This is a genomic window from uncultured Photobacterium sp. (genome assembly GCF_947039875.1).
In the GTDB taxonomy this organism is placed as follows: Bacteria; Pseudomonadota; Gammaproteobacteria; order Enterobacterales; family Vibrionaceae; genus Photobacterium.
The window spans coordinates 1-25,102 of the sequence record NZ_CAMRAN010000044.1 but is presented as its reverse complement, the minus strand read 5'-3'; the positions used below and the strand labels follow the sequence as shown (position 1 = coordinate 25,102).

The following is a 25,102-nucleotide window of genomic DNA, read 5'->3' as shown; positions in this document are numbered from 1 at the left end:
TTATTATTTTAATGTCTAAATATACGCAATTGGGATGATGAAAAATGTGATCATTTCGTGATATTTTTTGATGATAATCTAAGTTTTTCATAAAAACTTCTTTATTTGAAATATTATTTTCTCAGTATTTCTATTCATTATGGATATAAACCTATAAAGGAATAGTCATATTCTAAATAAAAATTGGTATATTTCTAGGTGTTATTTTTTATCAATGATTGAAATTATACGCATGGTTTTGATAATTGCTAATCTTAATTATGAGTGTTCAAATATAATTGATAAGAACGATAAAAGTAAAGAAAGAGTGAAGCACCCTTTCTTTTCATATTAATTACCGTAGTAATAGTGATTATTTTTGAAAAATTTCAGTAAATTCACGTTTCATTGGTGGATTACGACGTGCTTTTTTCAATTGCTTACACATATCTTTCACACAGTTAACTAATACTTTATCAAGCATTGATGCTTTGTATTCAGCTTGTTCTTCTGCGCCCATATCTTCTGGGAATTTGGTGTCTTGCATCTCACCAAGAAAATCAACGCCAGAGTAGCTTTGACTTAATGCAACTAGTGAGTGGAATTGCTCAAAATTATCCAAAACATTTTGTGCGCTTGCTGGTAATGCATTCCATGCTTCACGTGATGTAGGTTCTGATACCTTATAAACGTTTACAAGCATATCAATCAACTCTGCTGGTACTTCTTCAAATGTCACGACTTGGCGAAGTTCTGGAGAACAGTCATCTAATGTATAAACTGTTTCATCGATGATTTGCTCTTCGTTGTTATTAATTTCAGACATAGCTTTTCCTAACGCATTGTGTTTTGAGAGGAGGAATCCTATATTCCTACTGATAAATGTCAATATATGATTATAAAAGTAAGAATAAAATTTATTTTAGTGAATAGTCATGGTGTAATCACATTGTTAAGTTTTTTTATAAAAAGAATATATGGCATGAATAGTGCTATATGTTTTATATTGTACACTTGTAATCGTAAAGGATTTAATATGGGAGTGATGCGGATTTTAATTGCCGATGATGTCGCCAGTGAGCGGCTATATTTAGCGGCATGTCTAACAAACCTTGGTCATCATGTTAAGTCAGTATCATCAGCCGCGGAGTTATTGAAGTGTTACTCAGTATTTCAGCCTGACCTGTTATTAATTGATATTGAGATGCCAGAACAAAACGGTATTGAATTAGTCTATACCATTCGGCATCAGTATCCTGAGTGGGTGCCGGTTATTTTTTTAAGTGGTCTTAATGACCCTCATATTATTGCAAAAGCCATTGATGTTGGTGGGGACGATTATTTAGTTAAGCCAATAAATCCAATGATATTAGCAGCTAAAATGCAGGCAATGAGTCGTATAGCCGTGATGCGGCAACGATTAGAGCATACAACGGCACAGTTACAAAAAGTAAATAAATTATTGTTAGAACAAGCCAATAAAGATCCATTAACGAAACTCGCCAATCGTCGTTATCTTGATCACAAATTAAACGAATTTATTTCATTGCATGGTCGTAATAATTTACCGCTGACTATTATTCTACTCGATGTTGATTTTTTTAAGCTATTTAATGATTACCAAGGACATATTGAAGGTGACCACTGCCTTAAATTATTGTCATCAAATTTGAAAAAAACATTCAATAGAGCTGGTGAGATTTGCGGTCGCTATGGTGGTGAAGAATTTATTATATTGATTTGTAATTGTAATGAAAAACAAGCTATTAAAGAATGTCAGCGTTTAAAGGATGCAATAAAAAAGTTGGCGATACCACATAGTCACTCGTTAATTAGTGACCAACTAACTGTAAGTCAAGGGGCGATTTCGTGGGTGCCTACGGGGTTAGAATTAGTTGAAAATTTATATCAAGCGGTTGATACTTTATTGTATCAAGCTAAAGAAAATGGCAGAGATCAATTTGTTACTGCGGAATATCCATATTCTTTAGTGAGTCATAATGAAAACTAACTTTTACTTTGCTGTGATCAAAAGTCATAATTTTGAGAGCCTAACTACTTGCTGGTAAAGATAAATGTGCTACTCTCTCTAGGTGTATTTTGACACTGTATTGTAGCAATGGCTTTTCAGTAATAAGTGTCGAAATCTTACGTTTATGAATAAAGCCATTGGGTGAGATGAATAGGATGATCATGGATATGCAATTAACAGAACAACAGGCTCGAGTGATTGGTTGCTTACTTGAGAAAGAAATTACTACTCCAGATCAATACCCATTAACGCTTAATACGTTGACGACAGCATGTAATCAAAAATCAAGCCGTGAGCCTGTAATGGCGCTCGATGAAGCAACAGTACTTGATACGATTGAAGAACTGAAAGAAAAACGGATGGTGAGCGACGTATCTAGTTTTGGTAGTCGTGTTTCTAAATTTCAGCATCGTTTTTGCAATACTGAATTTGGCTCATTACAGTTTACTAAACAAGAACTAGCAGCCATGATTGTACTGCTATTACGTGGCCCTCAAAGTGCTGGTGAAATTCGTACTCGAACTAACCGGCTATGTGATTTTGCTGACACACAAGAAGCGGAAGCGGTATTAGAGTTATTAGCATCGGCAGATAAGGGACCTTATGTTGTTAAGTTACCTAAAGAATCAGGAAAACGTGATTGCCGTTATATGCATTTACTCAGTGGTGATATTGATATTGACAATTACACGCCAGCTAAATCGGTAGTAGCGGGTAGTGCTATTAATGAAGAACGAATTAGCGCATTAGAATTAGACGTTGAACAATTAAAGCAACAACTCGTTGAATTACAATCAATGTTAGAATCATTAACAGAGTAGTTTCTATTATTTAAGAATACTGGTAGATTGTCTCGCTAGTTTTGCTGTAGTTTTGAACGTTTATATAGGCTCAACATTGTATGTTGGGCCTGTTTATTTTTGAGCCTGTTATTATGTCAACCACTCCTTGGTTTGTTTATCTTATTCGGACCCACAAAGGTATGCTTTATTGTGGCGTTACTGTTGATGTTTGTCGTCGTTTTGAAGAGCATCAACACAGTAAAAAAGGGGCCAAATACCTGAAGGGAAAAGGGCCTTTAACATTGATATGGTCACAGCAAGTGAACTGTAAACGTGATGCGATGCAGTTTGAATATCATATTAAAAAACGATTAACAAAAGCACAAAAAGAAGATCTCATTCAACAAGATATATCGTTATATACTTTGTTTTCAGATTAAGACGATATTCATATTTTTTGTGTAGACAATAAGCATGTATGCAGATGTTTGCACTTGTTATTTAGTAATAATTTAAAGGGTTACCCATGGCGATCAGTGCCACTATATATAAAGTAAACATGAACGTAGCAGACATGGATCGCCATGTTTACCTTGATGGTCAACATACTATTGCTTGCCATCCATCTGAAACATTACAACGCTTCATGCTGCGAGTGCTTGCTTGGGGATTAAATGCAGATCCAGAATTACAATTTACTAAAGGTGTAAGTTCTGCAGAAGAGCCTGATTTATGGACTAAAAATTTAGTTGATGAAATTGAATTGTGGGTAGAGTTGGGTTTACCTGACGAAAAACGTATTCGCAAGGCGTCACACCGTGCCAAGAGAGTGATTGTTTATGCTTATGGTGATCATGCCGCACCTGTCTGGTGGCAAGCGAATAAAGCTAAGATTAATGCATTGAACAATGTCTCTGTGGTCTTTATACGTGATGAAGAACTAAAATGCTTGGAAACGTTGGTTGAGCGTTCAATGCAACTGCAATTAACTATTGAGAGTGAGCAAGCGTGGTTAAGTGACCAACATGGAACCAGCATTGCGATTCTTCCAGAATGGTGGCAACGTTAATTACTTCAGCTATATATGAAGTAATAATTAATTGTGTGGAGTAAGTGTAAACTTGCTCCACTTTTTTTATGCTACGATAGTCTTATGGTATTTGTATGATGGTATAAATACCATGATTGTTGATATAACATATATTGGTGTTTAGGATATTAAAATACGACTTATTATGAGATTAATATTTTGCATATTAGCCATTCGCAAATTATTATTTAATTTTCCGTTATTGAAAGACGGAATTTAACGTTATATTTTATTATCAAGGCTAGTTATTTTAATCGCCTATGTTTTAAATGTAGTCTATTGATACAAAGGGATTGATTATGTCCGCAGGAATTTATCGTTCAGCTAAAATTATTTGGGATTATCATTTATTGCAGCAAGCATTAGTAAAAAGTGATTGCTTGTTTGTATTGTGTAGCAATGATATTAGAGTTGCGGAATATGCAGCTCAACTCTTTCTAAAGGGCTATGCACCTTATATTGTATTTTCTGGTAATGTTGGTGAGATCACTCAAGGGTTATTTCCATGTTCTGAAGCGGAGCATTTTGCCAATATCGCTCGTGAAATTGGGGTGCCAAATGAATGTATTTATATTGAGCCTCTAGCAACGAATACGGGTGATAATATAATAAAAACCCGTGAATTACTCATGGCGAAAAATCTTGCCCCTCAGCGATTTATCTTAGTTCAAAAACCATTTATGGAACGTCGAACACTAGCAACATTTGAAAAATTATGGCCAAATAAATCAGCACAAGTAACATCACCGCGATTAACATTTGATGAGTATGCAAATGATGTGATTAGCTACGGTGATATGATTAATGTGATGGTCGGGGATTTACAACGAATCCGTTATTATCCTGAATTGGGTTTTTCAACAGAGCAAGATATTCCAGCAGTGGTATGGCAAGCTTATGAGAATTTAGTTGCCGTTGGCTTTGATGATCATTTAGCTACAAATATTCCTCGTTAGTGATCTCATAGGTAAATAAAAAGGCGTGTTTCTTTGGTTAGGAAACACGCCTTTTTATCGAGTACAGCTGTAGATATTACAGTTACTGACTTATATTGGTATTAACCAGTAGCAACATTATCTTCAGGATAACGTAATAGTGTTGGTTTTGGACGAGCCAACATATAAGCCAGTGTTAGTGGACCTAAACGACCAATAATCATTACAATAATAATAATATATTTACCAGGTTCAGACAGTGTTGCTGTTAAACCCGCAGTTACACCCACCGTTGCAAAGGCTGAAATAGTTTCAAACATTACCTCATAGAACGGCGCTTTTTCTGTCAGCATTAAAGCAAACATCGCAATCAATAATACAATGCCACTGACTACAATGATGGCTAATGATTTTGTTACCGTTTGATTTGAGATTGTACGCTTAAAAAGTACCACTCGATCACGCTGTTTTAAAAATGACCATGTAGCCAAAATAGCCACAACAAAGGTAGAAACTTTGATACCACCACCGGTTGATGTTGGGCCTGCACCAATTAGCATCAATAGCATCAGTACTAATAAACCAGGTTCCGTAAACGCACCAATATTGACACTATTAAAGCCAGCAGTACGAACGGTTGCCGATTGAAAGAATGCAGCCAACCATTGCCCAGATATATCTAAGCTTCCAAGCGTTTGCATATTATCGTGCTCAAGTAGCCAAATCATTATTGTGCCAGCGAATAATAATATAGGTGTTGCAATAATCATTATTTTAGAATGCAGTGATAAAAAATGAAAGCCACGGTGTAAATTACGCTGTAAATCTGAAATAACGGTAAAGCCTAAGCCACCTAATATAAATAACATCGCAACAGTGATGATCACTAATGGATCGTCAACATATTGGGTTAAATTATCTGAAAACAGTGAGAAACCAGCGTTATTAAATGCGGAAATGGCATGGAAAAGGGCAGTAAAAAGCCCCTTATCCCATCCCATCATTGGTACCCAACGTAATGATAGAAAAAATGTACCAATTAATTCACATACAATAACAAAGATAATAATGTGTTTGACGAGTAAACGAATATTGATGAATTTTTCTTGCCCGAGTTGCTCTTTTGTTAGCGATTGTTGGCGTAGACTAACGCGTAAGCCAAACATATATAACAAAACAGCAGATAAGGTCATCTGCCCAAGGCCACCAATCTGCATTAAGATCATCAATAATACTTTACCGCTGGTGGAAAAGTGAGTACCAGTGTCAACAACGCCCAACCCTGTAACACTAATAGCAGATGTTGCGGTGAACAGAGCATCAACAAAACTGAGTCCTGATACAGAAAAAACGGGTAATGTTAATAAAATTGCGCCAGGGATCAAAATAGCTAAAAAACTAAAGATGATAATTTTTGGTTCAGACCACCGTTTATCGCGCTTATTTTTTTTTATTGGGACATACATTGTCCGATTAGGGATAAAACTCATAACTTTCTTAATGTTTCTGATAGTACATCTTCAGGGCCTGTAATAATAAGGATATCACCAACTTGCATTTCCATATCCATATCAGGTGCCTTACGTACTTGAGGGCCACGTTTAAGTGCTAATACTTGTGTAGCATCACTACCGGCACAAGGATGTTTAGATATAGGTTTACCCATATTTCGTGCTGTAACAACAACTTCAGCTAATGAAATACCGCTACCGAGTTCTGAAAATTCAAATATACGTTTATCTAGCATGTTACGCGCTATACGAATACCCATATCCAGTTCAGGTCTTATGATTTTATCTGCGCCAATTTTTGAAAGGATTTTACAATGTGGAGTATCTTTGGCTTTGACCCAGACTGTTTTTACACCTGCATCTTTTAGCAATAGGGTAGTTAATATATTGGCATTGATATCATCTCCAATAGCAACCATCACTAAGTCATAATCATCAAGTTTTAGTTCTGCAATGGTGGCTTCATTTGAACAGTCAGCAACGACAGCTTGTGTCGCAATATCAGCTGCTTGGCGAACACATGTTTCATTAATATCAATAGCTAATACTTGTGCTCCACGTTCGCTAAGCTCTGCACACAGAGACATACCAAAGCGGCCAAGGCCAATAACAGCAAACTGCTTGTCTTCAGGATTCATTTTTTTCCCCCACATTACTTTAGTGTAATGCTTTATTTGTTTTGTTGTTGATTGTAAAAACATTAAGTTAACAAATTAGCCATTACTATGCTATCTGAGCGTCCTTGTCGTTATGTCATTTTGTGTTATGACGATATACATAGAAACATCAAATTCCAGTTAGGTATAATTTTTCGGATATTGCTCGCATTTTTTAGGTAATTCAAGTTAGTGAATCATGAACATTGTTTATGGTTTATTTTATGAAAACAACAGGTAGTGTATAACCACTTGATTAAAATGCTTTTTTTATTGTTCGTGTGAATTATGCTTAATCTAAGTATTGAAAATAGTAATCTTATATTTAGCTCTAAATATGAGAGTTACACAATATATGCTGAATTATCAGCCTATATAATACAGTCTTTTGTTTTTGATAATCGTTACAAAGAGGAACTTTATTAGCTCTATGTTTCTTTTAAATTAAAATAAACGTAAATAATCATTATCATGCAAACGGTTAGTTAGAGTATAAAAATGTTTTTAAATATAAATGACTAACTTGTTTTTTTACAAATGTACGCGAAGATTCTTGCGATAATAAAACCACAGATCAGCCCTCCAGTATTTGCTGCAAGGTCAAGCCATTCACCATAGCGATTAACGTAAGGCTGAATTAATTCAATTGCACCACTCCAACAAAAGAAAAATACAGCAATCCATTGCCATTGTTTAGGCTTAACAAAAGCCACCGTAAACATTAACGCAGTATAAGCGATAAAGTGGTGGGTTTTATCTGTTCCTGAAACAGTGGGTAATTCTGTTTGTGGTGTTAAAGATAAGACAGTAATTAAAGCAAGGATAAGAACGCTGATGAGTTTCCAATGCGAGTGCAAAAATTGGCTAAAGCGTGACATAGTCGATAAGTCTCATAAGGAAATATTGCATAAATTATATCTTTGCTGATCTATGATGACAACTGTAATACAGGAGGATAGCCCTTACAATAAGAAGGGAGAGAGATGACAGTTATAATCAAATTTATTTACATCAGCATTAATTATAATTGAATAGGGGGGGTGACAGTAACATCCTATGATAGGAGGATATTGTTAGTTTAGATGGTATTAAGTATGGCTAAAGTGCATATATCTCAATTATTCCATACCTTTCGACGTGAGTTGCCTATTATGGTTGCTGGTGAGGCGATAGAAGCAAGAACATTTAAAAAAGATCGCGGTATTGTGGTTCTAAAACAAGATACGGATCATTTTGTATTTAATCAATTTGGTTTTGATAATCAAACACTCACACTTAATAGCGTAGGTTTACTTAAGCAACTTAAAAAGTCGATTGTAAAAGAATTTCCACGTAGCAATATGGCATGGATTGTTCATTTTGAAGGAGTAACTTCTCTTGAGTTACTCACAGTCGATCATCATTCTCAACAATGCTTGTTTTAAATAAAAAACGCTTAATCATGATGATTAAGCGTTTTTAGTACACTATTTAAGGTATCAGTATTAGTTGGCTTATAGTGTTGCTTTTATCCATACCATACGGTGATCAGAAGAAACATCTTTACCTTTGCCTGTTTTACCAATTCGGTCATCATTCACAAGTAAGCGACCTTGTTCGTCATGTGCTGGCCAATATACGCCAGAGTCAACGATAGTCATATTGTGAGATGGAATAGCATGATCGACTTGTAAACCAAAGTTGCTGGTTAAGCGGTTAGGATAAGGGTTATCTTGACGACATTCTTTATCACTGTAGCAACTTTCAGCCCCTAAACTCGTTGGCGTTAATGCGCCATCACTTGCCTGTTGGTTAACACGATGATGCATTAATAAGTTTTCAATGGTTTGGCGATAGCCGTCACCAGCATAAGGATCAGCATTTAAATCACCAACAATCACAAATTTTTCATCTTCCGCAAGGCCACCGGTTGTGCCGTTATCGTCATAAATAAAGTCGCCATTAGTGATGTAGTTATTCCAAAATTGGATTTCATCACGGTTCTTCATTTTATTATTTTGAGTCACAGTATCAAATACTGGGGGTGTTGGGTGTGACATCAGAATATGAATAGTTTGTTCGCCATTTGCTGTTGGAATAATGATGGGTGCATCGACATGATTTTTTGATGATAAGCGTAGTTGCTGCCATTCATCAGCGGTGTACCATTTATCGCCACATGCCATACCGTCTGGAATTGGGTTTTTGGCATCATTACAATTTGTGATAACAGGATTTTCAGCTAACGGAAGATCTTTCCATTTAAAGGTTTGGAATGTACGTGTCTTTGCTGTATCAATTTTATATTGAGACATCAATGAGAAGCCGTATTGGCCGTGATAGACACCAAATCCCCATGCATCATTAGGGCCTGAATTTACTTTGCCATCATTATTAATGTCTAAGCCACTCATTAAACCGGTATTAGTGGCATAACTTTCAAAGAAAGGATATTTAATGGGTTTTAATGTATCGCCACCAGTAATACTGTTAGGACTTTGTCCAATGGATAAATAATTATTTTGGAAGCCAGTCAATGCCGCTGTATTTTCACCCGTTCCATCATTATTAAATTCAGCTAATAAAATAACATTCGGACGTTTTGTTTGAATAATTGCCGCGACATTACGGATTTGAATAATTTTAAGTGCTGTGTCTGTTTGGGCACTCGTTAGCGTCTTAGCGTTAAAACCGTCGATTAATAGTTGTTGCTCTGCTGGTGATGTTTGCATTTCATCAACCAGTTGTTCAAAACTATTACGATCAAACGAAAGATTAAAAGTTGCGATAGTGACATTATTAGCAGCAGGTGTAATGTCATTGGTATTATGACTATTACACCCTGTTAATAATGCTGAAGTAATGGCTACCGCAGCAAGACGTTTAATTAATTTCATAAATAATCTCAGTAATTTAGCAACACGCGGTTCATAGGAGAGCGTGTAGTATACTGATGATTCTATTAATAATAGTGATCGATATAGTACTTCTTTACAATTAATGCGCCCATGGAATAAGGTAATTAATAATTCTGGAACTAAGATCAAATCGTTATTTATGATTGGTTAAGCTATGCGCTGCGGTTGTTAATGCTGCGTCTAGTTCAGCGTTAGTGATTTTGTTTACAGTAAGATCAAAATTATCATAAAAACTTGGAATAGAGAGCGATGCTTTTACATTACCAGCAAAATAGGGGGTTGAATTAACGGCTGCTGTTAATACGGTTTTAGCGCCCCCAGGACCCGGTGATGTTGCTAATAATAGCATAGGCTTATTTTGGTAAACTTTAGGCTCGATGCGTGATGCCCAATCAAACAGGTTTTTATATGCGGCAGTGTATGAACCATTATGTTCTGCAAAAGAGATGATGATAGCGTCGGCATCAGCGATTCGATTTAAGAAGTCTTGTGCTAGTGCTGGAATACCTGTTTCGGTTTCACGATCAATACTATAAAGCGGCATTTCAAAATCATTAATATCTAAAATATCCACATCTGCACCAGTAACTAATGATGCGGCATATGTTGCGAGATGTTTGTTGATTGATTGACGACTGTTACTTGCTGCTAAGGTTAATAATTTCATTTGAGTTCCTTGTAACACACATTACGTTGTTATAATTAATAAGGTTAGATAATAAATATCCTATTGTGTGGATTAAGTGTATATTGATAGTCAAATATAATTAATAGCATACAAGTGTTTTAACTATTTCCATATGACTAACAATAAATTGTTTGATGGTATTGTCGTCTTTGTTCAGGTCATAAAAAGTGGGGGTTTTGCAGCTGCCGCAGAGGCTTTAGGACATTCCAATTCCTATATAAGTAAAGAAATTAATAAACTTGAGGCTCGTTTAGGAGTGCGGTTACTGAATCGCACGACGCGATCTGTCGCGCTAACGCCTGAAGGAGAGGTCTATTATCAAGAGTGTTCACAATTGATCATGGATGCTGAACAAGCGCTAGGTTTGATGTCACAAAATAGCGTAAGCCCTAAAGGTACACTTAAAATAAGTTGTCCGGTATGGTTGGGCTCTCAATATTTACAGCAGGTATTTAGTGAGTTTTTAACGCTATACCCAGAAATGCAGTTAGATATTGATTTAAGTGATAAAACAGTAGATGTTGTTGCTGACGGGTATGATCTTGCTATTCGTGCTTCAGCGATGTTAGCGGAATCGAGTTTAATTTGTAAACGCCTCTTTAGTTGTAAAATTCATACAGTGGCATCACCTGAATATTTACGACAGTATGGCTTTCCAAAACACCCCTCTGAATTACAACAACATCACTGTCTTTGCTACAGTAATTTAAAACATGCAGATCGTTGGCAATATACAGATGCGGAAAATAAAGTTTTTAATGTTGATGTTCAACAAAAGCTACGATGCAACAATACGTCGATGACTGTTGCTATGGCTGTTGATGATATGGGTATTTGTCACGTGCCTGCGTTTTATATTGAGCCACAATTACAACGTGGTGAGTTAACAATATTGTTTCCTGAATTTGATAAGACATTGGTGAATGTGTACGTTGTTTACCCAAGCCGAAAACATTTATCAGCAAAGGTAAGACGATTCATTGAGTTATTAGAACATAGAATGAGCAAGTAATTGTAGCTTAAGTCTTTAGACGTAAACTTTTACATTTTTTGCCTTTTATTTTTATGTTTTAGTGATATTTTCTAGCTCTTAATAAGTTCATCTATATATTATTTTAGAACAGTGATTTTTAGGAAATGGATAACCATAATGAATAATGAAATTCGTCTTCGCGCTTTAGAACAAACTGATTTACGCTTTATTCATCAACTAAACAATAATCGTGCCATCATGTCATATTGGTTTGAAGAACCGTATGAATCATTTTATGAGTTGGAAGAGCTGTATCGTAAGCATATTCACGATAGTACTGAGCGGCGTTTTATTGCTGAAAATAATAATAAAGAATCAATTGGACTGGTTGAATTAGTTGAAATTAATAGCATTCATCGCAGCGCAGAATTTCAGATCATCATTGCACCTGATTTTCAAGGATGTGGTTATGCGCGTGCATTAATTAATCGTGCGTTAAATTATGCTTTCACTATCTTAAATTTACATAAAGTCTATTTGCATGTAGCAACAGTAAATGAAAAAGCCATTTATTTATATGAAGAATGTGGTTTTATTGAAGAAGGTCATTTAGTAAAAGAAATCTTTATTGATGGTCACTACACTGATGTAAAACGTATGTACATGCTTCAAGATGAATATCTTGCGAGTCGTAATAAATAATTGTTTTCACCCAGATAGTGCAACACTGTCTGGGTGGTTTATATTACATTGTTCATGTTGTTAATATTATACCGTTTCGTAACGAGATGATGGCGTTGAAGCTTCTGGTTGCCATAATGGTTTCTTTTTCATTACCCGTGAAAAAATTGGATCTTGGTAATGTTGTTCTAGCCAAGCTTTTAATTTGGGGTAGGACGCCTGGCGAAACCATTGCCGTTCAACATGAGAGAATTGACGAATAAAGGGTAAAATAGCGTAATCGGCTAAACTTGGATGATTACACATAAAAAAGCGGTGTTTATTTAATCTCAATTCAAGATCATCAAGAAACGACTGACATAAATTACGGTAGATCATACTATCTGAATTATGATATCGAACATCGGCTTTATAGTGCTCTAATGCTGCAATGTATTTACAATCATTACGTGCAATGAGATTGATCATATCAGTGAATAAATGCGTACTATCGGCTAATAATAAATTGTGTGGATCGTGCTGATTTAAAGCCCACACCATAATTGATAAGCTTTCATCAATATAATCACCATTACTTAAGACTAATAGCGGAACGGTCCCTTTTGGTGTAATACTAAGCATTTCAGCGGGTTTATCTGTGAGTGAAATATCACGTATGTCTATTTCTTGCTCGGCAAGCTGCAGGCCTAAACGTGCTCGAATGGCATAGGGGCATTGACGTAGCGTGTACAGTATTGGTCGCGTCATTTTATCCCTCCGAAAAATTCCGTCCTTAATAGGATAAGTTTAGTGCAAATCCTGATAATTGATAAATTTAGTGTATTCAACTGTATTGTTATTAGAGATAGTTATACTACTATTTGCACATGCTTATTTTCATTATTCACTACCGCTAGATATATCATGTAGCGAATATTATAGAGGAATATTATGAGTGATTTATTGATAGCAAGCGCACTTGAGCAATATCGTCAACGTCAATATGACGCTTTTATGCAGCAACCGATGCCGATGGTAGAAGATCGTATCGCTACCCTAAAAAAAGTAAAACAATTAATCATTCGGCATCAAGCTCAGATTTGCGAAGCGATTGCGGCTGATTTTAGTTGTCGCTCTGCAAGTGAAACCGCATTATTAGAAATATTTACGTCTTTAGAATCGATAAATGATGCGATTAAACATGTTAATGCGTGGATGAAGCCTCAGCGTCGACATACTTCTTTATGGTTCAAACCTGCAAAAAACAGTGTTATTCCACAGCCATTAGGGGTTGTGGGCATTATTGTACCGTGGAACTATCCACTTTTTTTGACTATTGCACCGATGGTTGCTGCGCTTGCTGCTGGTAATCGTGTGATGGTTAAAATGTCAGAAAAATCTCAACATTTATGTCAGCTATTACAACAATTGTTTGTGGCTGATTTTAGTGATGATCATATTTGCATTGTTGCAGAAGAAGGGCAAACAGGGATTGCTTTCTCACAATTAAAATTCGATCATCTTATTTTTACGGGGTCAACGACAACAGGTAAGGCTGTTATGGCTGCTGCTGCAACCCATTTAGTGCCTGTGACGTTAGAACTTGGCGGTAAATCACCGGTTATCTTAGCCGATGATTATGATGTACATTTAGCTTTATCGCGCATCTTAGGCGGTAAAATGTATAACAGTGGTCAAACGTGCGTTGCTCCTGATTATCTATTGGTTCCACAAGCATTAGAAAGTGAAGTTATTCGCCAATCTCAAGTAATCATGGCGCAACGGTTTACGGATATTCAGCATCCTGACTATACCTCGATTATTGATGACGTTTCTTTTAGTCGTTTATGTGATGCCGTTGAAAATGCTGTTGAACAGGGGGCAAAGGTAATTAATTTAGTTCCTAAATCAGCCCCTGATCCACAACAGAAGAAATTTCCATTACAACTTATTTGTCAACCAACAGATGCAATGGCCGTTATGCAACGTGAAATTTTTGGACCGTTATTACCAATAATAACCTATAAAAACATACAACAAGCAATGGATTATATTAATGCCAGAGAGCGCCCGTTAGCACTGTATATATTTAGTAATGATAAAACCGTTCACCAACAGGTAATAAACCAAACACGTTCAGGTGGAGTTACTATCAATGATGTTATGTTGCACGTTGCTCAAGATGACTTACCGTTTGGTGGTATTGGGCATAGTGGAATGGGGTATTATCATGGGCGAGATGGTTTTGAGCGACTTTCTAAATTACGTCCCGTTACATATCAAGCGACATTAAGTACAACAAAATACTTTTATGCACCTTATGGAAAAATCGGTAAACGGTTGATTAACTTTATTATAAACAGGAAGTTCTCTCGGTATGAATAGAGAAATAACACCGATATACGTGGGATTTTGGTTACGAGTGTTAGCCAGTTTAATTGATACTGCAATTGTCGCTTTGATTACAGCGCCACTTATGTATCTCTGGTATGGGGAAATGTACCCATCAATTGATAGTTTTGCTGTTGGGCCGATGGATATAATGATCAATTACTTATTACCGTTTCTTGGTGTGATTTTATTTTGGATTTATAAATCAGCCACGCCCGGGAAAATGGTCATTAAAGCGCAGATAGTTGATGCTAATACTGGTAACAACCCCAGTGTGAAACAATCGGTGATACGTTATTTAGGCTATTTTGTCTCAACCATTCCTTTTGGACTTGGCTTAATGTGGGCTGGCTGGGATAAAAGGAAGCAGGGTTGGCATGATAAATTAGCCAATACTGTTGTGATTAAATCACTATAATAAAACCACCGATGTCATACAAGAAAGCCCCTGCTGATAATATCAACAGGGGCTTTCTTTATTCTCAATACAGTAAGAATTACTTCTTAGTGTAAGCTGAGATGATCACCATTTGCACACCGTCAGCACGACCTTGGATGTGAAGTGGGTTATCAGTCAAGCTGATGTTACGTACTGGTGTACCACGCTTGATAACCATGCTTGAACCTTTAACTGGTAGATCTTTAATGATAGTAACGCTATCACCAGCTTGAAGGATTGCACCGTTCGCATCACGAGTAGGGATTGAAGCTTGTTCTTCCTCAACAAGACCTTTTTCAGCCCATTCTTTAACGTCATCTTCTAAGTACATCATGTCAACGAGATCCATTGCCCAATCAGTTTTAGTTGAAAGACGCTTAAGCTGGCGATATACCATAACTTGAACAGCAGGAACTTGGCTCCACATGGTGTCGTTCAGACAACGCCAGTGGTTTTCGTCAGTAGTTTCTGGATTTTCAAGCTGACCACGGCAAGTATCACAAAGAAGTACACAACAACCTGCACTCTTGTCTTCAGAAGCAGGAACAGCGTATACCGCTAGATTGTTTTCAGAAGAACATAGCTCACATTTTGATTCACTACGCGTTTTTAATGCTTGTTCGATAGTCATGGGAATTGTCCATTGATTTATTGTGCCAATATTATGCCGTTCTATTGTACAGAAGAAAAGCAAACATGCCTCTGATCACGAAATTTATAGTACAACAGACTGTTTAATATCCAGTCGGCTTTGTTTTATTAACCGAATTGGTGGGTTGTTGTTTCATATTTAACAATATAGATACAGGGGGATTCGTTAGATAGTGCCAGCGACTTATATAATATATGAGGTAACGTACTTTACAGTTACATGAAAAAATGAAGTTTATCGCAGTGTGTTGGTTTCGATCTGCGCTTAATGGGTCTTAAGGGTAAGCTATAGCGATAACTATTAAGTGAAAAGGGAAAAGGATGCTCCAGTATAAATACAGTGTTTTGATGTTAGCAATTGTTGCAAGTATAAGCATGCCAGTATGTGCATCATCAGATACAACAGTCTCACCGTATGTTATTGCGGGAAATGATGTTGATAGCAATACTCCAGCTAGTGAAAATTTTATGGCATCACTACGCAATAATAAAGATGGAGAAACCCCTTTTTGTGGTGCGACGATTATCAATGAGCAGTGGGTATTAACGGCAGCTCATTGCGTAGTAAGGGGGAACGATGAAAACGCAATAGTGATGGCTCCTTCAGATATTACAATTACTGCGGGATTAATTGATAATAGCTACCCAGAAAAATCACATTTATTTTCAGCAACACATGTGGTTGTTCACCCTGAGTTTAGTCCTGTCGCTGTAGTAAAAAAAGGTTCAGAGAAAACAGAGATAATAAGTACCGCATTAGATAATGATGTTGCATTAATACGCGTAGGTCGTAAGTTTATCAATCTTGGTAAAGTATCATTACCAACATTATCAGCAACTAGAGAAATTGAAAAACGATTAGCTGAAGAATGGATATTAGCTAATGATCCTCAACCATCAGATAGACCGATTAATATTAAAGTTTTTGGTTGGGGAGCAACAGAACCCTCTGGAACTAGTTCTGCTGCGCCTAATATTTTACAGCATGCGGTACTAAGTTCATTTCCGATAGATTTGTGTTACGAGCGTCTCGAATCTAATGATAATCCAGGTTTAATTATTGATAATGCTGCAAATGTTACTAAATTATGCGCATTGCCTCCTAAAATTTCTGGTTATATCGGCAATACTCCGTACGGGGCAGATGCTTGTTTTGGGGACAGTGGTGGCCCTATTTTTGCTCAAAATAATAAAGATGAATGGTTACAAGTGGGTATTGTCAGTGGTGGTACTGTTGGTGACCCTGCATGTGGCTCAATGACACGTCCTGGTTTTTACGCGCGAGTAGGTTATTACACAGATTGGATCATTGAGAACAGTAATAAAGTACCGGCTCACCCTATTACTCCACCAGATTTCCTTGCTGATAAATATGATGATCAAGATGGTGATGGGTGTAATGACAGTATTTCAGCGAATAATTGTAATATAGGTAAAGATAGTGATGGTGGCGGTAGTTTTGGTTTTATCGGCTTATTATTCCTTTGTTATGGTATGTTTTTTAGACGTTCAAGAAACTAAAGCGGGGGTTGTAAGGCTGTCAACTGAATGTTGAAGTGATTATAATTATAGGTGAATACATTATTGAGATGGAAAGTGGTTTTTTAGCTGCTTTCCATTTTTTTTATAAGTAAAACAAGAGATTATTTTTTTTAATGTTAAATATCTATAGTTCAATGTCCCATTTTATCAAACAGTATAACGCCACTTCCAATATTATTATAAGTTTGAAAATTTCATAAAAAATGCATGTATAACTTACATATATTTAACAAGTTGATCTTCTTAAATAATAAATAGAATAAAAATAAGCTTAAAGGATTTAGCTGTTAATTGTATCAACACCATGATTTTTTGTGATTTATATTTAATATCATGGTGTTACGTATGGTCTTTGTTTCTGATAATATATTTATGATTAATAATATAATGTTTTATTATTCTATTCCCTGAAATATATTTATCCACAGAAGCTGTGCATAACTCTGTGGGAAATTCGTTAAAGCTAGATTTGGTGCAGCCTCTGGCAAAGTCAATAGATAGTTGGTTGAAGTTTGTTAATAACTATAAATTTATTGATTTAGTTCAATGATCAAACAGAAAGCTTGTTTTATCTATTCGGTATTCAAATAAAGTTTAATAGTTAAAGCCAAAACTAAGGAAATTATTCTGAGTGGAATGTTGAATTTTTTTCTAGGACAGGAAGGTGAGTATTTCCTTATAGCGTTTTGTTTTATAGATGAATTTAAAAGAAAAATAGTATGCTCTAAGCTTTTAAATGATGACAAGATGTAGCAGTTGTACCTTAGATTCACAATGTTCGATAGCCACTAATAATACATTGTAGTTAGGGGGGCTTAATTGAGTCAACAATCACTTATTTGAATAGGCTAATTGTGTAGATAAGGACGTGATTGTTGATGCATGGTTGATATACATAGGTTAAGCATATTACTATGCTGATGGTTTTTTTGTGGATGATTTATTGTGTCAAAAATATTAGTTGTTGATGATGATATACAGTTGTGTGAATTACTGACTGAAGTGTTAGAAGATGAAGGTCATGATGTCGGTTGTGTTCATTGTGGTGAGTCAGCGATTGAGTATCTGCAAAATAAAGGTGTTGATTTAGTGTTGCTGGATGTGATGCTGCCTAACCTTGATGGAATGCAAGTTGCGCGTCGTATTTGTCAGCGATTTGCGACCCCTATTTTAATGTTAACGGCATTGGGTGATGAAGCGACTATGCTTGATGGTTTACAAGCAGGTGCAGATCATTTCATTACTAAACCGTTTAAAGTACCTGAACTATTGACACGTATTAGTGCTATTTTGCGCCGTGTTGGGCTTGAACGTCAGCGTCATACTATCCGTTCTGGTGAAGAAAATATGGCAGCAGAAATGTCACGTTTGCCATTAACTAGCACTGAAGCTGAATTATTAGAATATTTAATCAAGCATGACGGGATTGTGGTATCAAAGGCTGAATTACAAAAACAAGTACTTAAAAAAGAATTAAGCCCATTTGATCGTAATCTTGATATGCATATCAGTAATATACGTCGTAAAATTGTATTGGCTGGTATGTCTAAGTTACATATTAAAACTGTGCGTGGCAGAGGTTATAGTTATTCCGAAAGCGTCAATCACTAATTAAAGGATCTGTTGTGGAAAGCCTTTCCCAGCGTAAAGTGTGGTATAAACCTCATCAACAACATGGTTTGGTTGTACGACTTTTTTCGTATTTTAGCGTCAGTCTATTATTAATATTATTACTGCAAAATTTAGCTGAAATTGCATTAGTTAAAACGATGTTGCACGTACCAAAGAAAGTCCAGCAAAAAATGCTTGTAATGGCAGAGCAAGCCCAGACGTTAATTGACACGGGCAATAAACAGCAACTTGGTCAATGGGAAAAGCAACAGCCTTATTATTTATTTGTCCTAGATAAAGATCAACACGAGATGGGGGATAGGAAAATGCACCCTCATTTTGCATTCAAATTGAATTATGCGCGTGGTATTAATTCAATTTTAGATTCTCGTGTTAACCAACCTATTTTTGCTATCCCGTTAAAAGAGGGCAATCAATTGATGGTGCAATTGCCGTATCAATTACATCCTGCCAAATATTTCTCATTTTATTTTGGCTTAATTCAAGTCGTGATTGCAGCATTAATTTTACTGATGTTTTCATTTCTTATTGCGCGTTATTTACAACGACCATTAAATACCTTACGAGCGGCAAGCCGCAGTCTTGCTAGTGGTGATTTCTCAGTAAGAGTGGCAAATGCTGTAAGTGATAGCAGCATTGAATTTACATCGCTTGCGACTGACTTCGATGACATGGCGGAAAAAATTCAAATGTTGTCTAAACGGCAACGACGCTTAATTCGTGATGTATCACATGAGCTGCGTACTCCATTAGCTCGACATAATTTATCATTACATTTAATAAGAAAGCGGGTTGCGTCTGAGCACCAACACCTAGTTGATCGACTAGAGTGTGAATCTGAAGAAATGAATCAATTGGTTAATGAAATTTTAGAATTTAATCAGCTTCAAAATACCGCTGAAAATGCTAATTTAATTCCCATTGATGTAGAGAGTTTATGCTTAACAGCTATTCCTAATATTGAGGCATTATTGGGTGTACAACAAACATTTACGTTTGATATTGATAATAAAATGCCATTAGTACGAGGTGATAGTCGATTAATCGTTCGCGCTATAACTAATTTACTTGGGAATGCGATTAAATATGCAGGAGATAATGCTCATATTACTCTTACTTCAGAGCTGGTGGATGTCGAAGGACAACCATTTGTACAATTAAGCGTAGAAGATGATGGTTTTGGCATTGGACCTCAGCATTTAAAACGGATATTTGATCCCTTTACGCGTATCGAAGGTGCAAGAGATAAACAATCGGGTGGTTATGGCCTTGGATTAGCGATTGTTAAAGAAGTAATGACGGTAATGAACGGCACAGTTAATGCTGAAAATCGCCAACCTCATGGATTGATAATTCAATTGTTGTTACCAGTAATGAATAAAGGAAAGTAAAAAGAAAAGAAAAGGGACAGCCATATCTTTGCACACTTGCACACTTGCACAGAGGAAAAAGGACAGCCATATCCTTGCACATCAACCATGAGTAGCTACACTTAAGCTTCAAGTTGCTTATGGTGAAGCGAATGACAATCTCAAGACGTAAATTGATAGAGCCTCAAATCACCCCTTTTTATCATGTAATTAATCGCTGTGTACGTCGTGCCTATTTGTGTGGAGATGATCCGTATAACGGTAAAAACTATCAACACCGAAGAGGTTGGATAGTAAATAAAATTAGACAGTTAGCGTCTGTGTTTTGTATCAATGTATGTGCTTATGCGGTGATGAGTAACCATTATCATTTAGTGCTAAAAATAGATACTGAGCAACAACAAAAGCTGACTCCAGAAGAGGTGATATCGCGTTGGCTACAGTTATTTAGTGGTCATCCTATTGCGGTTGATTTTTTAAAAGAGGGTCAAATAGCCGCAGATAAACAACAAGCGCTATCAAATTTAGTGGCTGAATGGCAACAACGATTAGGTAGTATTAGCTGGTTTATGCGCTGCCTTAATGAAGAGATAGCCCGCAAAGCCAATAAAGAAGATCAATGTAAAGGTGCATTTTGGGAAGGACGTTTTAAGTCTCAAGCTCTGCTGGATGAACAAGCGTTATTATCGTGCATGATGTACGTTGATTTAAATCCTATTAGAGTCGGAATTACACCGTCATTAGAACAGTCTGATTTTACCTCTATTCAACAACGTATTCGTGAATATAATCAAACGAAAACATCCACTAAACCATCATCATCAAGTAACTCTCATTTTCAATTATTACCCTTTGTTGGTGCTGAACATCAGGCGAAAAAAGCTGGGATAAATTTTGCTTTTGCCGATTATCTCGAACTTATTGATTGGACTGGTCGATGTATTCGAAATGATAAAAAAGGCTTTATTGCATCTAATCAACCAAAGATTTTACAGCAAATGGGAATAACATCAGACGCTTGGCTTGAGCACAGTGAACAATTTATGGAGCGTTATGCTAATGTGAGTGGAAAATGGTCTCGAATGTGTGCCTTCAAACAGCACGTTGGTGGGCATTGGTGTAAAGGAAAGTTAGCGAGTCACCAGTTACATCCTAGTTAGACACTGCTTCTTATAATCAGATGAAAATACCGCAATAACTGTCAATATTGTGGGGTTAGTTGATCCTAAAATATGGGAATAGAACAGATTTAGTGAAGTATTAAGATACTAAGTTGTCATTCTAATAGCGAAAGAGGTTGTTGTTGGTGGAATAGTTTGTTTTTTTAGAGGCTATATTTTCATGGTAAAAGATATGGCTGTCCAAAGTAAAGATAGATGGGCCCAAGGCTAATAACCTTGGGCGTTTCCGTATATATTCGACATGTTAGATCAACATCATATAGTTATATAAAGTTGATTTAAGCGCTTTGTTATCCCCTGATAAATACAGAACACTTATTTTATATTTGATTAATGTTCATTAATTTATTTTTCAGGTGTCTCAAGCGCTTTAATTGCAATATTGACTGTGTTGTTAAAATCAGCATTATTTTCTAGCATTCCTGAGCTTGCAGGTCCAAGTGCATTTGAATATAAGTCGCGTTGCTTGTTTAATGGTAGATCTAATTGGTCGTATAAATTTTGACGGATTTTTGCATGTTGTTCTGGTGCATTGTTTGATAGATCGACCAAAGTGTCATAAATAAGATTAGCGATGTTATTCATAGTAACTCCTTAATTACTTAGTCGTTTATAGTTACGTTATATCGACTAAATATCTGGGATATTAGTCACATAACGCATAAGGATGTACGCAACTGATATATTAAAGTGATTATTTCGCACATCTATTCCTATGTGGTATATGTTTTATTTAAATAACGTAGTGCGTTACTTCATTATCTTAGTTCATGATTTGAATTTTTCGAGTGTAAGCTGTTAAAGTCTTGGTGATTTTTAACGGTTAGTGTCTTTAATTTACGGTTGAAGTTGAATATTGTCTAAAAGTGGGGGCTTAATGTCTGCTATTTTAATCAAAAAAGAACTAAGCATATAATAGATAGCTTTTTTCATTATCAGTATACAATGGCGAACTGAAGGTACTTTTACCTTAAAGGAATTGACTATGTTATGGTTTTTAATGGTAACGTTACCGCTGGTGTTGGCGGGTGTTCATCAGCTATTTTTGATTTTAAATCTTTATCCTCGTAATAATAGTGTATTTATTATTCCTGCCATTATTATCAGTTACTGCATTTTTGCTGTTCATTCAGTATTTGATCGTGATGCGTTACCCGCTGTAATCATTGCTATTTACTATATTGGCTTAACCGCGATTACAGTTCGAGCAACGATTCGACGATCAGCTGTGTTTAAATAACATTTTCATTCGAATTTTTATTATCAATAAGGGTTAATCATATGAAAAAACCGTATCCAGCAAAAACCATCCAAAATGTGATTAACAGTGCGATTTATCATCTTAATTTACGTGATCATACCGAGTATGAACTACGAAAAAAATTAGAAGCTAAAACAGAGCAACAAGATTGGATTGAGACTGTATTGCAACAAATGAAAGATTTCGGTTATGTAAAAGAAGATCTTCAATTTGCACTGCACTTTAGTGAGATGGCTTTTTCTAATGAACATGGACAACAGTACATTAAACAGAAATTAAAAGGTAAAGGTATTCCTGCAACAATCATTGAAGAAGCATTAATTGATATTATGGAGAAAAAACAAGTGTCTGAACTTGATATGATCAAAAGTCGTTTAGATAGTTATGATGATTTTAGTCAAACCACCAAAGAGAAAATAACCAACGATCTCACTAAGCGAGGGTACAGCTTTCAAGATATTTCAAGAGCAATTTCTGAGCATGATGCCGCCGATACGCTATTGAGCAAAGCTAAAATTAAAGGCATGAATGCTGATCTTGAAACAGAAGTATTGAAATTGGTGAGAAAGCTCAAAGGCAAAACAGTCATCAAGCAAGAGCTTAAAATGAAGCATGTTGATATTACTAATATTGAGCAAGTCTTCTATGATTTAGAGGAAGCGGGTGAGGTCGATTTTTATGAAAACTGCCAATTAGTGTTAGCGAAAAAGCGGTTTGATTTGTCGAATTTTAAAGACAAAAGTAAAGCCTATGCGTATTTGTCATCAAAGGGCTATAGCTCAGATGAAATCAAAGAAGCGATGGCAGCAGCAAGTAATTAAAACTGCCTATACGGCAGTGAACTCATCTTCTGCTTGCTCAACTGTTTCTTATGTTTCTAAGCTGCCTGTGCGGCAGTGAACTTGCCGAGTAAAATCGAAAGCGGAAAAATCGATTTCTAAGCTGCCTGTGCGGCAGTGAACCGCGAAATTGTTAATATTATCAATAATCCCACTTTCTAAGCTGCCTGTGCGGCAGTGAACGACTTATCAAGACCACCAACACCTGAGCAACTTTTCTAAGCTGCCTGTGCGGCAGTGAACCGATCATTTTTTTATGCTTTGGAGTTTCACGTTTTCTAAGCTGCCTGTGCGGCAGTGAACAGGGCCTTGGTCAATTTGGTGGCGATACTATATTTCTAAGCTGCCTGTGCGGCAGTGAACATAATTTCACTTTGGATTGCGGCTTCATTTTCATTTCTAAGCTGCCTGTGCGGCAGTGAACACCTTGTTTAGTTATCCAAAAGCTCGCATTAGTTTCTAAGCTGCCTGTGCGGCAGTGAACGCAATCCTTCAAGCATGTTCAATCAATCGCGTTTTCTAAGCTGCCTGTGCGGCAGTGAACTTGCAGTAATTAATCAAAAGGCCATTGATGCTTTTCTAAGCTGCCTGTGCGGCAGTGAACGTGCATTAGCTCCTTATTTTATTCGTTTTATTTTTCTAAGCTGCCTGTGCGGCAGTGAACCACCATTAGGGAAAGTAGCAGCAATATTCTCATTTCTAAGCTGCCTGTGCGGCAGTGAACAGATTACTGATAAAGATATTGTAGTTCCGTTTTTTCTAAGCTGCCTGTGCGGCAGTGAACTAACGCTTCTTGATTTGTTCGTGCGATTTTCTTTTCTAAGCTGCCTGTGCGGCAGTGAACTGCTATCTCTGTCAATGTGGCTTGGTTTTATTTTTCTAAGCTGCCTGTGCGGCAGTGAACAAGGCCATCATTACTGATGACCTTGTTAATTATTTCTAAGCTGCCTGTGCGGCAGTGAACGTGTTGTTGTTAATGGTGAGCAGCGATACATATTTCTAAGCTGCCTGTGCGGCAGTGAACGATGGTGGGAAGAAAGGCGGCAAATTAGGCAATTTCTAAGCTGCCTGTGCGGCAGTGAACGAAACTTATTTGGAACCCTCATAGTGAATTCATTTCTAAGCTGCCTGTGCGGCAGTGAACATTATTTCAGCAACACCCTTGTTTGGAGTGTCATTTCTAAGCTGCCTGTGCGGCAGTGAACTCATTTAAGTATTTATTCTTTGCGTGGCATAATTTCTAAGCTGCCTGTGCGGCAGTGAACAAGAGATAATCTTGATTATGGCGAGGTAGTTTTTTCTAAGCTGCCTGTGCGGCAGTGAACAATCATCTGTGTTCACATAGTCGTCAGGATCTTTTCTAAGCTGCCTGTGCGGCAGTGAACGGCTTTAGTTGGTTGATTCATTCCCCACCACGTTTCTAAGCTGCCTGTGCGGCAGTGAACTTGAATACCGTACACATTGAAATGAGTTTACTATTTCTAAGCTGCCTGTGCGGCAGTGAACACGGTGATGGTGCAATAAAAACTGTCATTCATTTTCTAAGCTGCCTGTGCGGCAGTGAACGCTTAAAATACTTTATTGGTGATCCAT

Annotated in this window: 24 protein-coding genes, 1 pseudogene and 1 CRISPR repeat array; of the genes and pseudogenes, 16 read left to right on the top strand and 9 right to left on the bottom strand. The window is 36.6% G+C overall.

Annotation, left to right across the window (positions count from 1 at the left end; all coding sequences use genetic code 11):
• Positions 1-352: 352 nt before the first annotated feature.
• Positions 353-805: a DUF3069 domain-containing protein gene (locus Q0V26_RS14125; protein ID WP_297482799.1), complete on the bottom strand. Its 453-nt coding sequence runs from the start codon at positions 803-805 to the stop codon at positions 353-355.
• 210 nt (positions 806-1,015) lie between these two features.
• On the opposite strand from Q0V26_RS14125, the gene Q0V26_RS14120 reads away from it, so the two are divergent.
• The 5 genes from Q0V26_RS14120 to Q0V26_RS14100 all read left to right on the top strand — a co-directional run bounded on the left by Q0V26_RS14120 (position 1,016) and on the right by Q0V26_RS14100 (position 4,839).
• A complete protein-coding gene (locus tag Q0V26_RS14120) occupies positions 1,016-1,990 on the top strand; it encodes a diguanylate cyclase (protein WP_297482796.1) in 975 nt (324 codons plus the stop codon).
• Between the two features lie 182 nt (positions 1,991-2,172).
• On the top strand, positions 2,173-2,832 hold the full coding sequence (locus Q0V26_RS14115) for a DUF480 domain-containing protein (protein WP_297482793.1): 660 nt from the start codon (positions 2,173-2,175) through the stop codon (positions 2,830-2,832).
• Between the two features lie 113 nt (positions 2,833-2,945).
• Complete coding sequence (locus tag Q0V26_RS14110) at positions 2,946-3,233, top strand: GIY-YIG nuclease family protein (RefSeq protein ID WP_297482791.1); 288 nt, start codon at positions 2,946-2,948, stop codon at positions 3,231-3,233.
• Between the two features lie 86 nt (positions 3,234-3,319).
• Positions 3,320-3,862: a YaeQ family protein gene (locus tag Q0V26_RS14105; protein WP_297482788.1), complete on the top strand. Its 543-nt coding sequence runs from the start codon at positions 3,320-3,322 to the stop codon at positions 3,860-3,862.
• 320 nt (positions 3,863-4,182) lie between these two features.
• Complete coding sequence (locus Q0V26_RS14100) at positions 4,183-4,839, top strand: YdcF family protein (protein WP_297482785.1); 657 nt, start codon at positions 4,183-4,185, stop codon at positions 4,837-4,839.
• A gap of 101 nt (positions 4,840-4,940) precedes the next feature.
• Here the strand turns inward: Q0V26_RS14100 and Q0V26_RS14095 are convergent, their stop codons facing one another.
• From Q0V26_RS14095 to Q0V26_RS14085, 3 genes are all read right to left on the bottom strand, one after another.
• On the bottom strand, positions 4,941-6,308 hold the full coding sequence (locus Q0V26_RS14095; protein ID WP_297482782.1) for a TrkH family potassium uptake protein: 1,368 nt from the start codon (positions 6,306-6,308) through the stop codon (positions 4,941-4,943).
• Positions 6,305-6,967, bottom strand: coding sequence for a TrkA family potassium uptake protein (locus tag Q0V26_RS14090; protein WP_297482778.1), 663 nt, complete (start codon positions 6,965-6,967; stop codon positions 6,305-6,307). The genes Q0V26_RS14095 and Q0V26_RS14090 overlap by 4 nt, the downstream gene beginning before the upstream one ends.
• A 536-nt stretch (positions 6,968-7,503) precedes the next feature.
• Positions 7,504-7,863, bottom strand: coding sequence for a VanZ family protein (locus tag Q0V26_RS14085; RefSeq protein ID WP_297482775.1), 360 nt, complete (start codon positions 7,861-7,863; stop codon positions 7,504-7,506).
• Positions 7,864-8,079: 216 nt separating this feature from the next.
• Between Q0V26_RS14085 and Q0V26_RS14080 the strand changes: the two genes are divergently transcribed.
• The gene (locus Q0V26_RS14080; RefSeq protein WP_297482772.1) at positions 8,080-8,409 is read left to right on the top strand and encodes a hypothetical protein; all 330 of its coding nucleotides are present in this window, start codon (positions 8,080-8,082) and stop codon (positions 8,407-8,409) included.
• A 69-nt stretch (positions 8,410-8,478) separates the two neighbouring features.
• Here Q0V26_RS14080 and Q0V26_RS14075 read toward each other — a convergent pair whose 3' ends face one another.
• Positions 8,479-9,861, bottom strand: a complete 1,383-nt coding sequence (locus Q0V26_RS14075; protein WP_297482770.1) for an endonuclease/exonuclease/phosphatase family protein — start codon at positions 9,859-9,861, stop codon at positions 8,479-8,481.
• 154 nt (positions 9,862-10,015) lie between these two features.
• Positions 10,016-10,549 carry an NAD(P)H-dependent oxidoreductase gene (locus Q0V26_RS14070; RefSeq protein ID WP_297482767.1) on the bottom strand — a complete coding sequence of 178 codons (534 nt, stop codon included), beginning with the start codon at positions 10,547-10,549 and terminating at the stop codon, positions 10,016-10,018.
• Positions 10,550-10,682: 133 nt separating this feature from the next.
• On the opposite strand from Q0V26_RS14070, the gene Q0V26_RS14065 reads away from it, so the two are divergent.
• Both Q0V26_RS14065 and speG read left to right on the top strand, forming a co-directional pair.
• Entirely contained in the window at positions 10,683-11,582 is a 900-nt protein-coding gene (locus tag Q0V26_RS14065; RefSeq protein WP_297482764.1) for a LysR family transcriptional regulator, read from the top strand.
• Between the two features lie 138 nt (positions 11,583-11,720).
• The gene (gene speG / locus Q0V26_RS14060) at positions 11,721-12,245 is read left to right on the top strand and encodes a spermidine N1-acetyltransferase (protein ID WP_297482761.1); all 525 of its coding nucleotides are present in this window, start codon (positions 11,721-11,723) and stop codon (positions 12,243-12,245) included.
• Between the two features lie 66 nt (positions 12,246-12,311).
• On the opposite strand, the gene Q0V26_RS14055 is transcribed toward speG, so the two are convergent.
• Positions 12,312-12,971: a glutathione S-transferase gene (locus tag Q0V26_RS14055; RefSeq protein WP_297482758.1), complete on the bottom strand. Its 660-nt coding sequence runs from the start codon at positions 12,969-12,971 to the stop codon at positions 12,312-12,314.
• A 183-nt stretch (positions 12,972-13,154) separates the two neighbouring features.
• Between Q0V26_RS14055 and Q0V26_RS14050 the strand changes: the two genes are divergently transcribed.
• Entirely contained in the window at positions 13,155-14,588 is a 1,434-nt protein-coding gene (locus Q0V26_RS14050) for a coniferyl aldehyde dehydrogenase (RefSeq protein WP_297482744.1), read from the top strand.
• Positions 14,581-15,012, top strand: a complete 432-nt coding sequence (locus tag Q0V26_RS14045) for an RDD family protein (protein ID WP_297482742.1) — start codon at positions 14,581-14,583, stop codon at positions 15,010-15,012. Before Q0V26_RS14050 ends, Q0V26_RS14045 begins: the two co-directional genes overlap by 8 nt.
• A gap of 79 nt (positions 15,013-15,091) precedes the next feature.
• Here the strand turns inward: Q0V26_RS14045 and Q0V26_RS14040 are convergent, their stop codons facing one another.
• The gene (locus Q0V26_RS14040; RefSeq protein WP_065176687.1) at positions 15,092-15,664 is read right to left on the bottom strand and encodes an alkylphosphonate utilization protein; all 573 of its coding nucleotides are present in this window, start codon (positions 15,662-15,664) and stop codon (positions 15,092-15,094) included.
• A gap of 341 nt (positions 15,665-16,005) precedes the next feature.
• Here Q0V26_RS14040 and Q0V26_RS14035 point away from each other — a divergent pair, with 341 nt between their 5' ends.
• The 4 genes from Q0V26_RS14035 (at position 16,006) to Q0V26_RS14020 (ending at position 21,388) form a co-directional block, all read left to right on the top strand.
• On the top strand, positions 16,006-17,205 hold the full coding sequence (locus Q0V26_RS14035) for a serine protease (protein ID WP_297482734.1): 1,200 nt from the start codon (positions 16,006-16,008) through the stop codon (positions 17,203-17,205).
• 966 nt (positions 17,206-18,171) lie between these two features.
• Positions 18,172-18,837 carry a response regulator transcription factor gene (locus Q0V26_RS14030; protein WP_297482731.1) on the top strand — a complete coding sequence of 222 codons (666 nt, stop codon included), beginning with the start codon at positions 18,172-18,174 and terminating at the stop codon, positions 18,835-18,837.
• Positions 18,838-18,851: 14 nt separating this feature from the next.
• Positions 18,852-20,249: a sensor histidine kinase gene (locus Q0V26_RS14025; protein ID WP_297482728.1), complete on the top strand. Its 1,398-nt coding sequence runs from the start codon at positions 18,852-18,854 to the stop codon at positions 20,247-20,249.
• A gap of 131 nt (positions 20,250-20,380) precedes the next feature.
• A complete protein-coding gene (locus tag Q0V26_RS14020; protein WP_297482725.1) occupies positions 20,381-21,388 on the top strand; it encodes a transposase in 1,008 nt (335 codons plus the stop codon).
• A 366-nt stretch (positions 21,389-21,754) separates the two neighbouring features.
• On the opposite strand, the gene Q0V26_RS14015 is transcribed toward Q0V26_RS14020, so the two are convergent.
• Complete coding sequence (locus Q0V26_RS14015; protein WP_297482824.1) at positions 21,755-21,985, bottom strand: PAS factor family protein; 231 nt, start codon at positions 21,983-21,985, stop codon at positions 21,755-21,757.
• Between the two features lie 409 nt (positions 21,986-22,394).
• Between Q0V26_RS14015 and Q0V26_RS14010 the strand changes: the two genes are divergently transcribed.
• Both Q0V26_RS14010 and Q0V26_RS14005 read left to right on the top strand, forming a co-directional pair.
• Entirely contained in the window at positions 22,395-22,649 is a 255-nt protein-coding gene (locus Q0V26_RS14010) for a hypothetical protein (RefSeq protein WP_297482722.1), read from the top strand.
• A 41-nt stretch (positions 22,650-22,690) separates the two neighbouring features.
• A pseudogene (locus Q0V26_RS14005) lies at positions 22,691-23,464 on the top strand (RecX family transcriptional regulator); the annotation flags it as partial.
• 21 nt (positions 23,465-23,485) lie between these two features.
• A CRISPR array of direct repeats spans positions 23,486-25,075; the repeat unit is 28 nt; unit sequence TTTCTAAGCTGCCTGTGCGGCAGTGAAC.
• Positions 25,076-25,102: the final 27 nt, after the last annotated feature.

Coding starts and splice junctions, on each gene's coding strand:
- Q0V26_RS14125 (WP_297482799.1), bottom strand. CDS start 805: ATGTCTGAAATTAATAACAACGAAGAGCAAATCATCGATGAAACAGTT.
- Q0V26_RS14120 (WP_297482796.1), top strand. CDS start 1,016: ATGGGAGTGATGCGGATTTTAATTGCCGATGATGTCGCCAGTGAGCGG.
- Q0V26_RS14115 (WP_297482793.1), top strand. CDS start 2,173: ATGGATATGCAATTAACAGAACAACAGGCTCGAGTGATTGGTTGCTTA.
- Q0V26_RS14110 (WP_297482791.1), top strand. CDS start 2,946: ATGTCAACCACTCCTTGGTTTGTTTATCTTATTCGGACCCACAAAGGT.
- Q0V26_RS14105 (WP_297482788.1), top strand. CDS start 3,320: ATGGCGATCAGTGCCACTATATATAAAGTAAACATGAACGTAGCAGAC.
- Q0V26_RS14100 (WP_297482785.1), top strand. CDS start 4,183: ATGTCCGCAGGAATTTATCGTTCAGCTAAAATTATTTGGGATTATCAT.
- Q0V26_RS14095 (WP_297482782.1), bottom strand. CDS start 6,308: ATGAGTTTTATCCCTAATCGGACAATGTATGTCCCAATAAAAAAAAAT.
- Q0V26_RS14090 (WP_297482778.1), bottom strand. CDS start 6,967: ATGAATCCTGAAGACAAGCAGTTTGCTGTTATTGGCCTTGGCCGCTTT.
- Q0V26_RS14085 (WP_297482775.1), bottom strand. CDS start 7,863: ATGTCACGCTTTAGCCAATTTTTGCACTCGCATTGGAAACTCATCAGC.
- Q0V26_RS14080 (WP_297482772.1), top strand. CDS start 8,080: ATGGCTAAAGTGCATATATCTCAATTATTCCATACCTTTCGACGTGAG.
- Q0V26_RS14075 (WP_297482770.1), bottom strand. CDS start 9,861: ATGAAATTAATTAAACGTCTTGCTGCGGTAGCCATTACTTCAGCATTA.
- Q0V26_RS14070 (WP_297482767.1), bottom strand. CDS start 10,549: ATGAAATTATTAACCTTAGCAGCAAGTAACAGTCGTCAATCAATCAAC.
- Q0V26_RS14065 (WP_297482764.1), top strand. CDS start 10,683: ATGACTAACAATAAATTGTTTGATGGTATTGTCGTCTTTGTTCAGGTC.
- speG (WP_297482761.1), top strand. CDS start 11,721: ATGAATAATGAAATTCGTCTTCGCGCTTTAGAACAAACTGATTTACGC.
- Q0V26_RS14055 (WP_297482758.1), bottom strand. CDS start 12,971: ATGACGCGACCAATACTGTACACGCTACGTCAATGCCCCTATGCCATT.
- Q0V26_RS14050 (WP_297482744.1), top strand. CDS start 13,155: ATGAGTGATTTATTGATAGCAAGCGCACTTGAGCAATATCGTCAACGT.
- Q0V26_RS14045 (WP_297482742.1), top strand. CDS start 14,581: ATGAATAGAGAAATAACACCGATATACGTGGGATTTTGGTTACGAGTG.
- Q0V26_RS14040 (WP_065176687.1), bottom strand. CDS start 15,664: ATGACTATCGAACAAGCATTAAAAACGCGTAGTGAATCAAAATGTGAG.
- Q0V26_RS14035 (WP_297482734.1), top strand. CDS start 16,006: ATGCTCCAGTATAAATACAGTGTTTTGATGTTAGCAATTGTTGCAAGT.
- Q0V26_RS14020 (WP_297482725.1), top strand. CDS start 20,381: ATGACAATCTCAAGACGTAAATTGATAGAGCCTCAAATCACCCCTTTT.
- Q0V26_RS14010 (WP_297482722.1), top strand. CDS start 22,395: ATGTTATGGTTTTTAATGGTAACGTTACCGCTGGTGTTGGCGGGTGTT.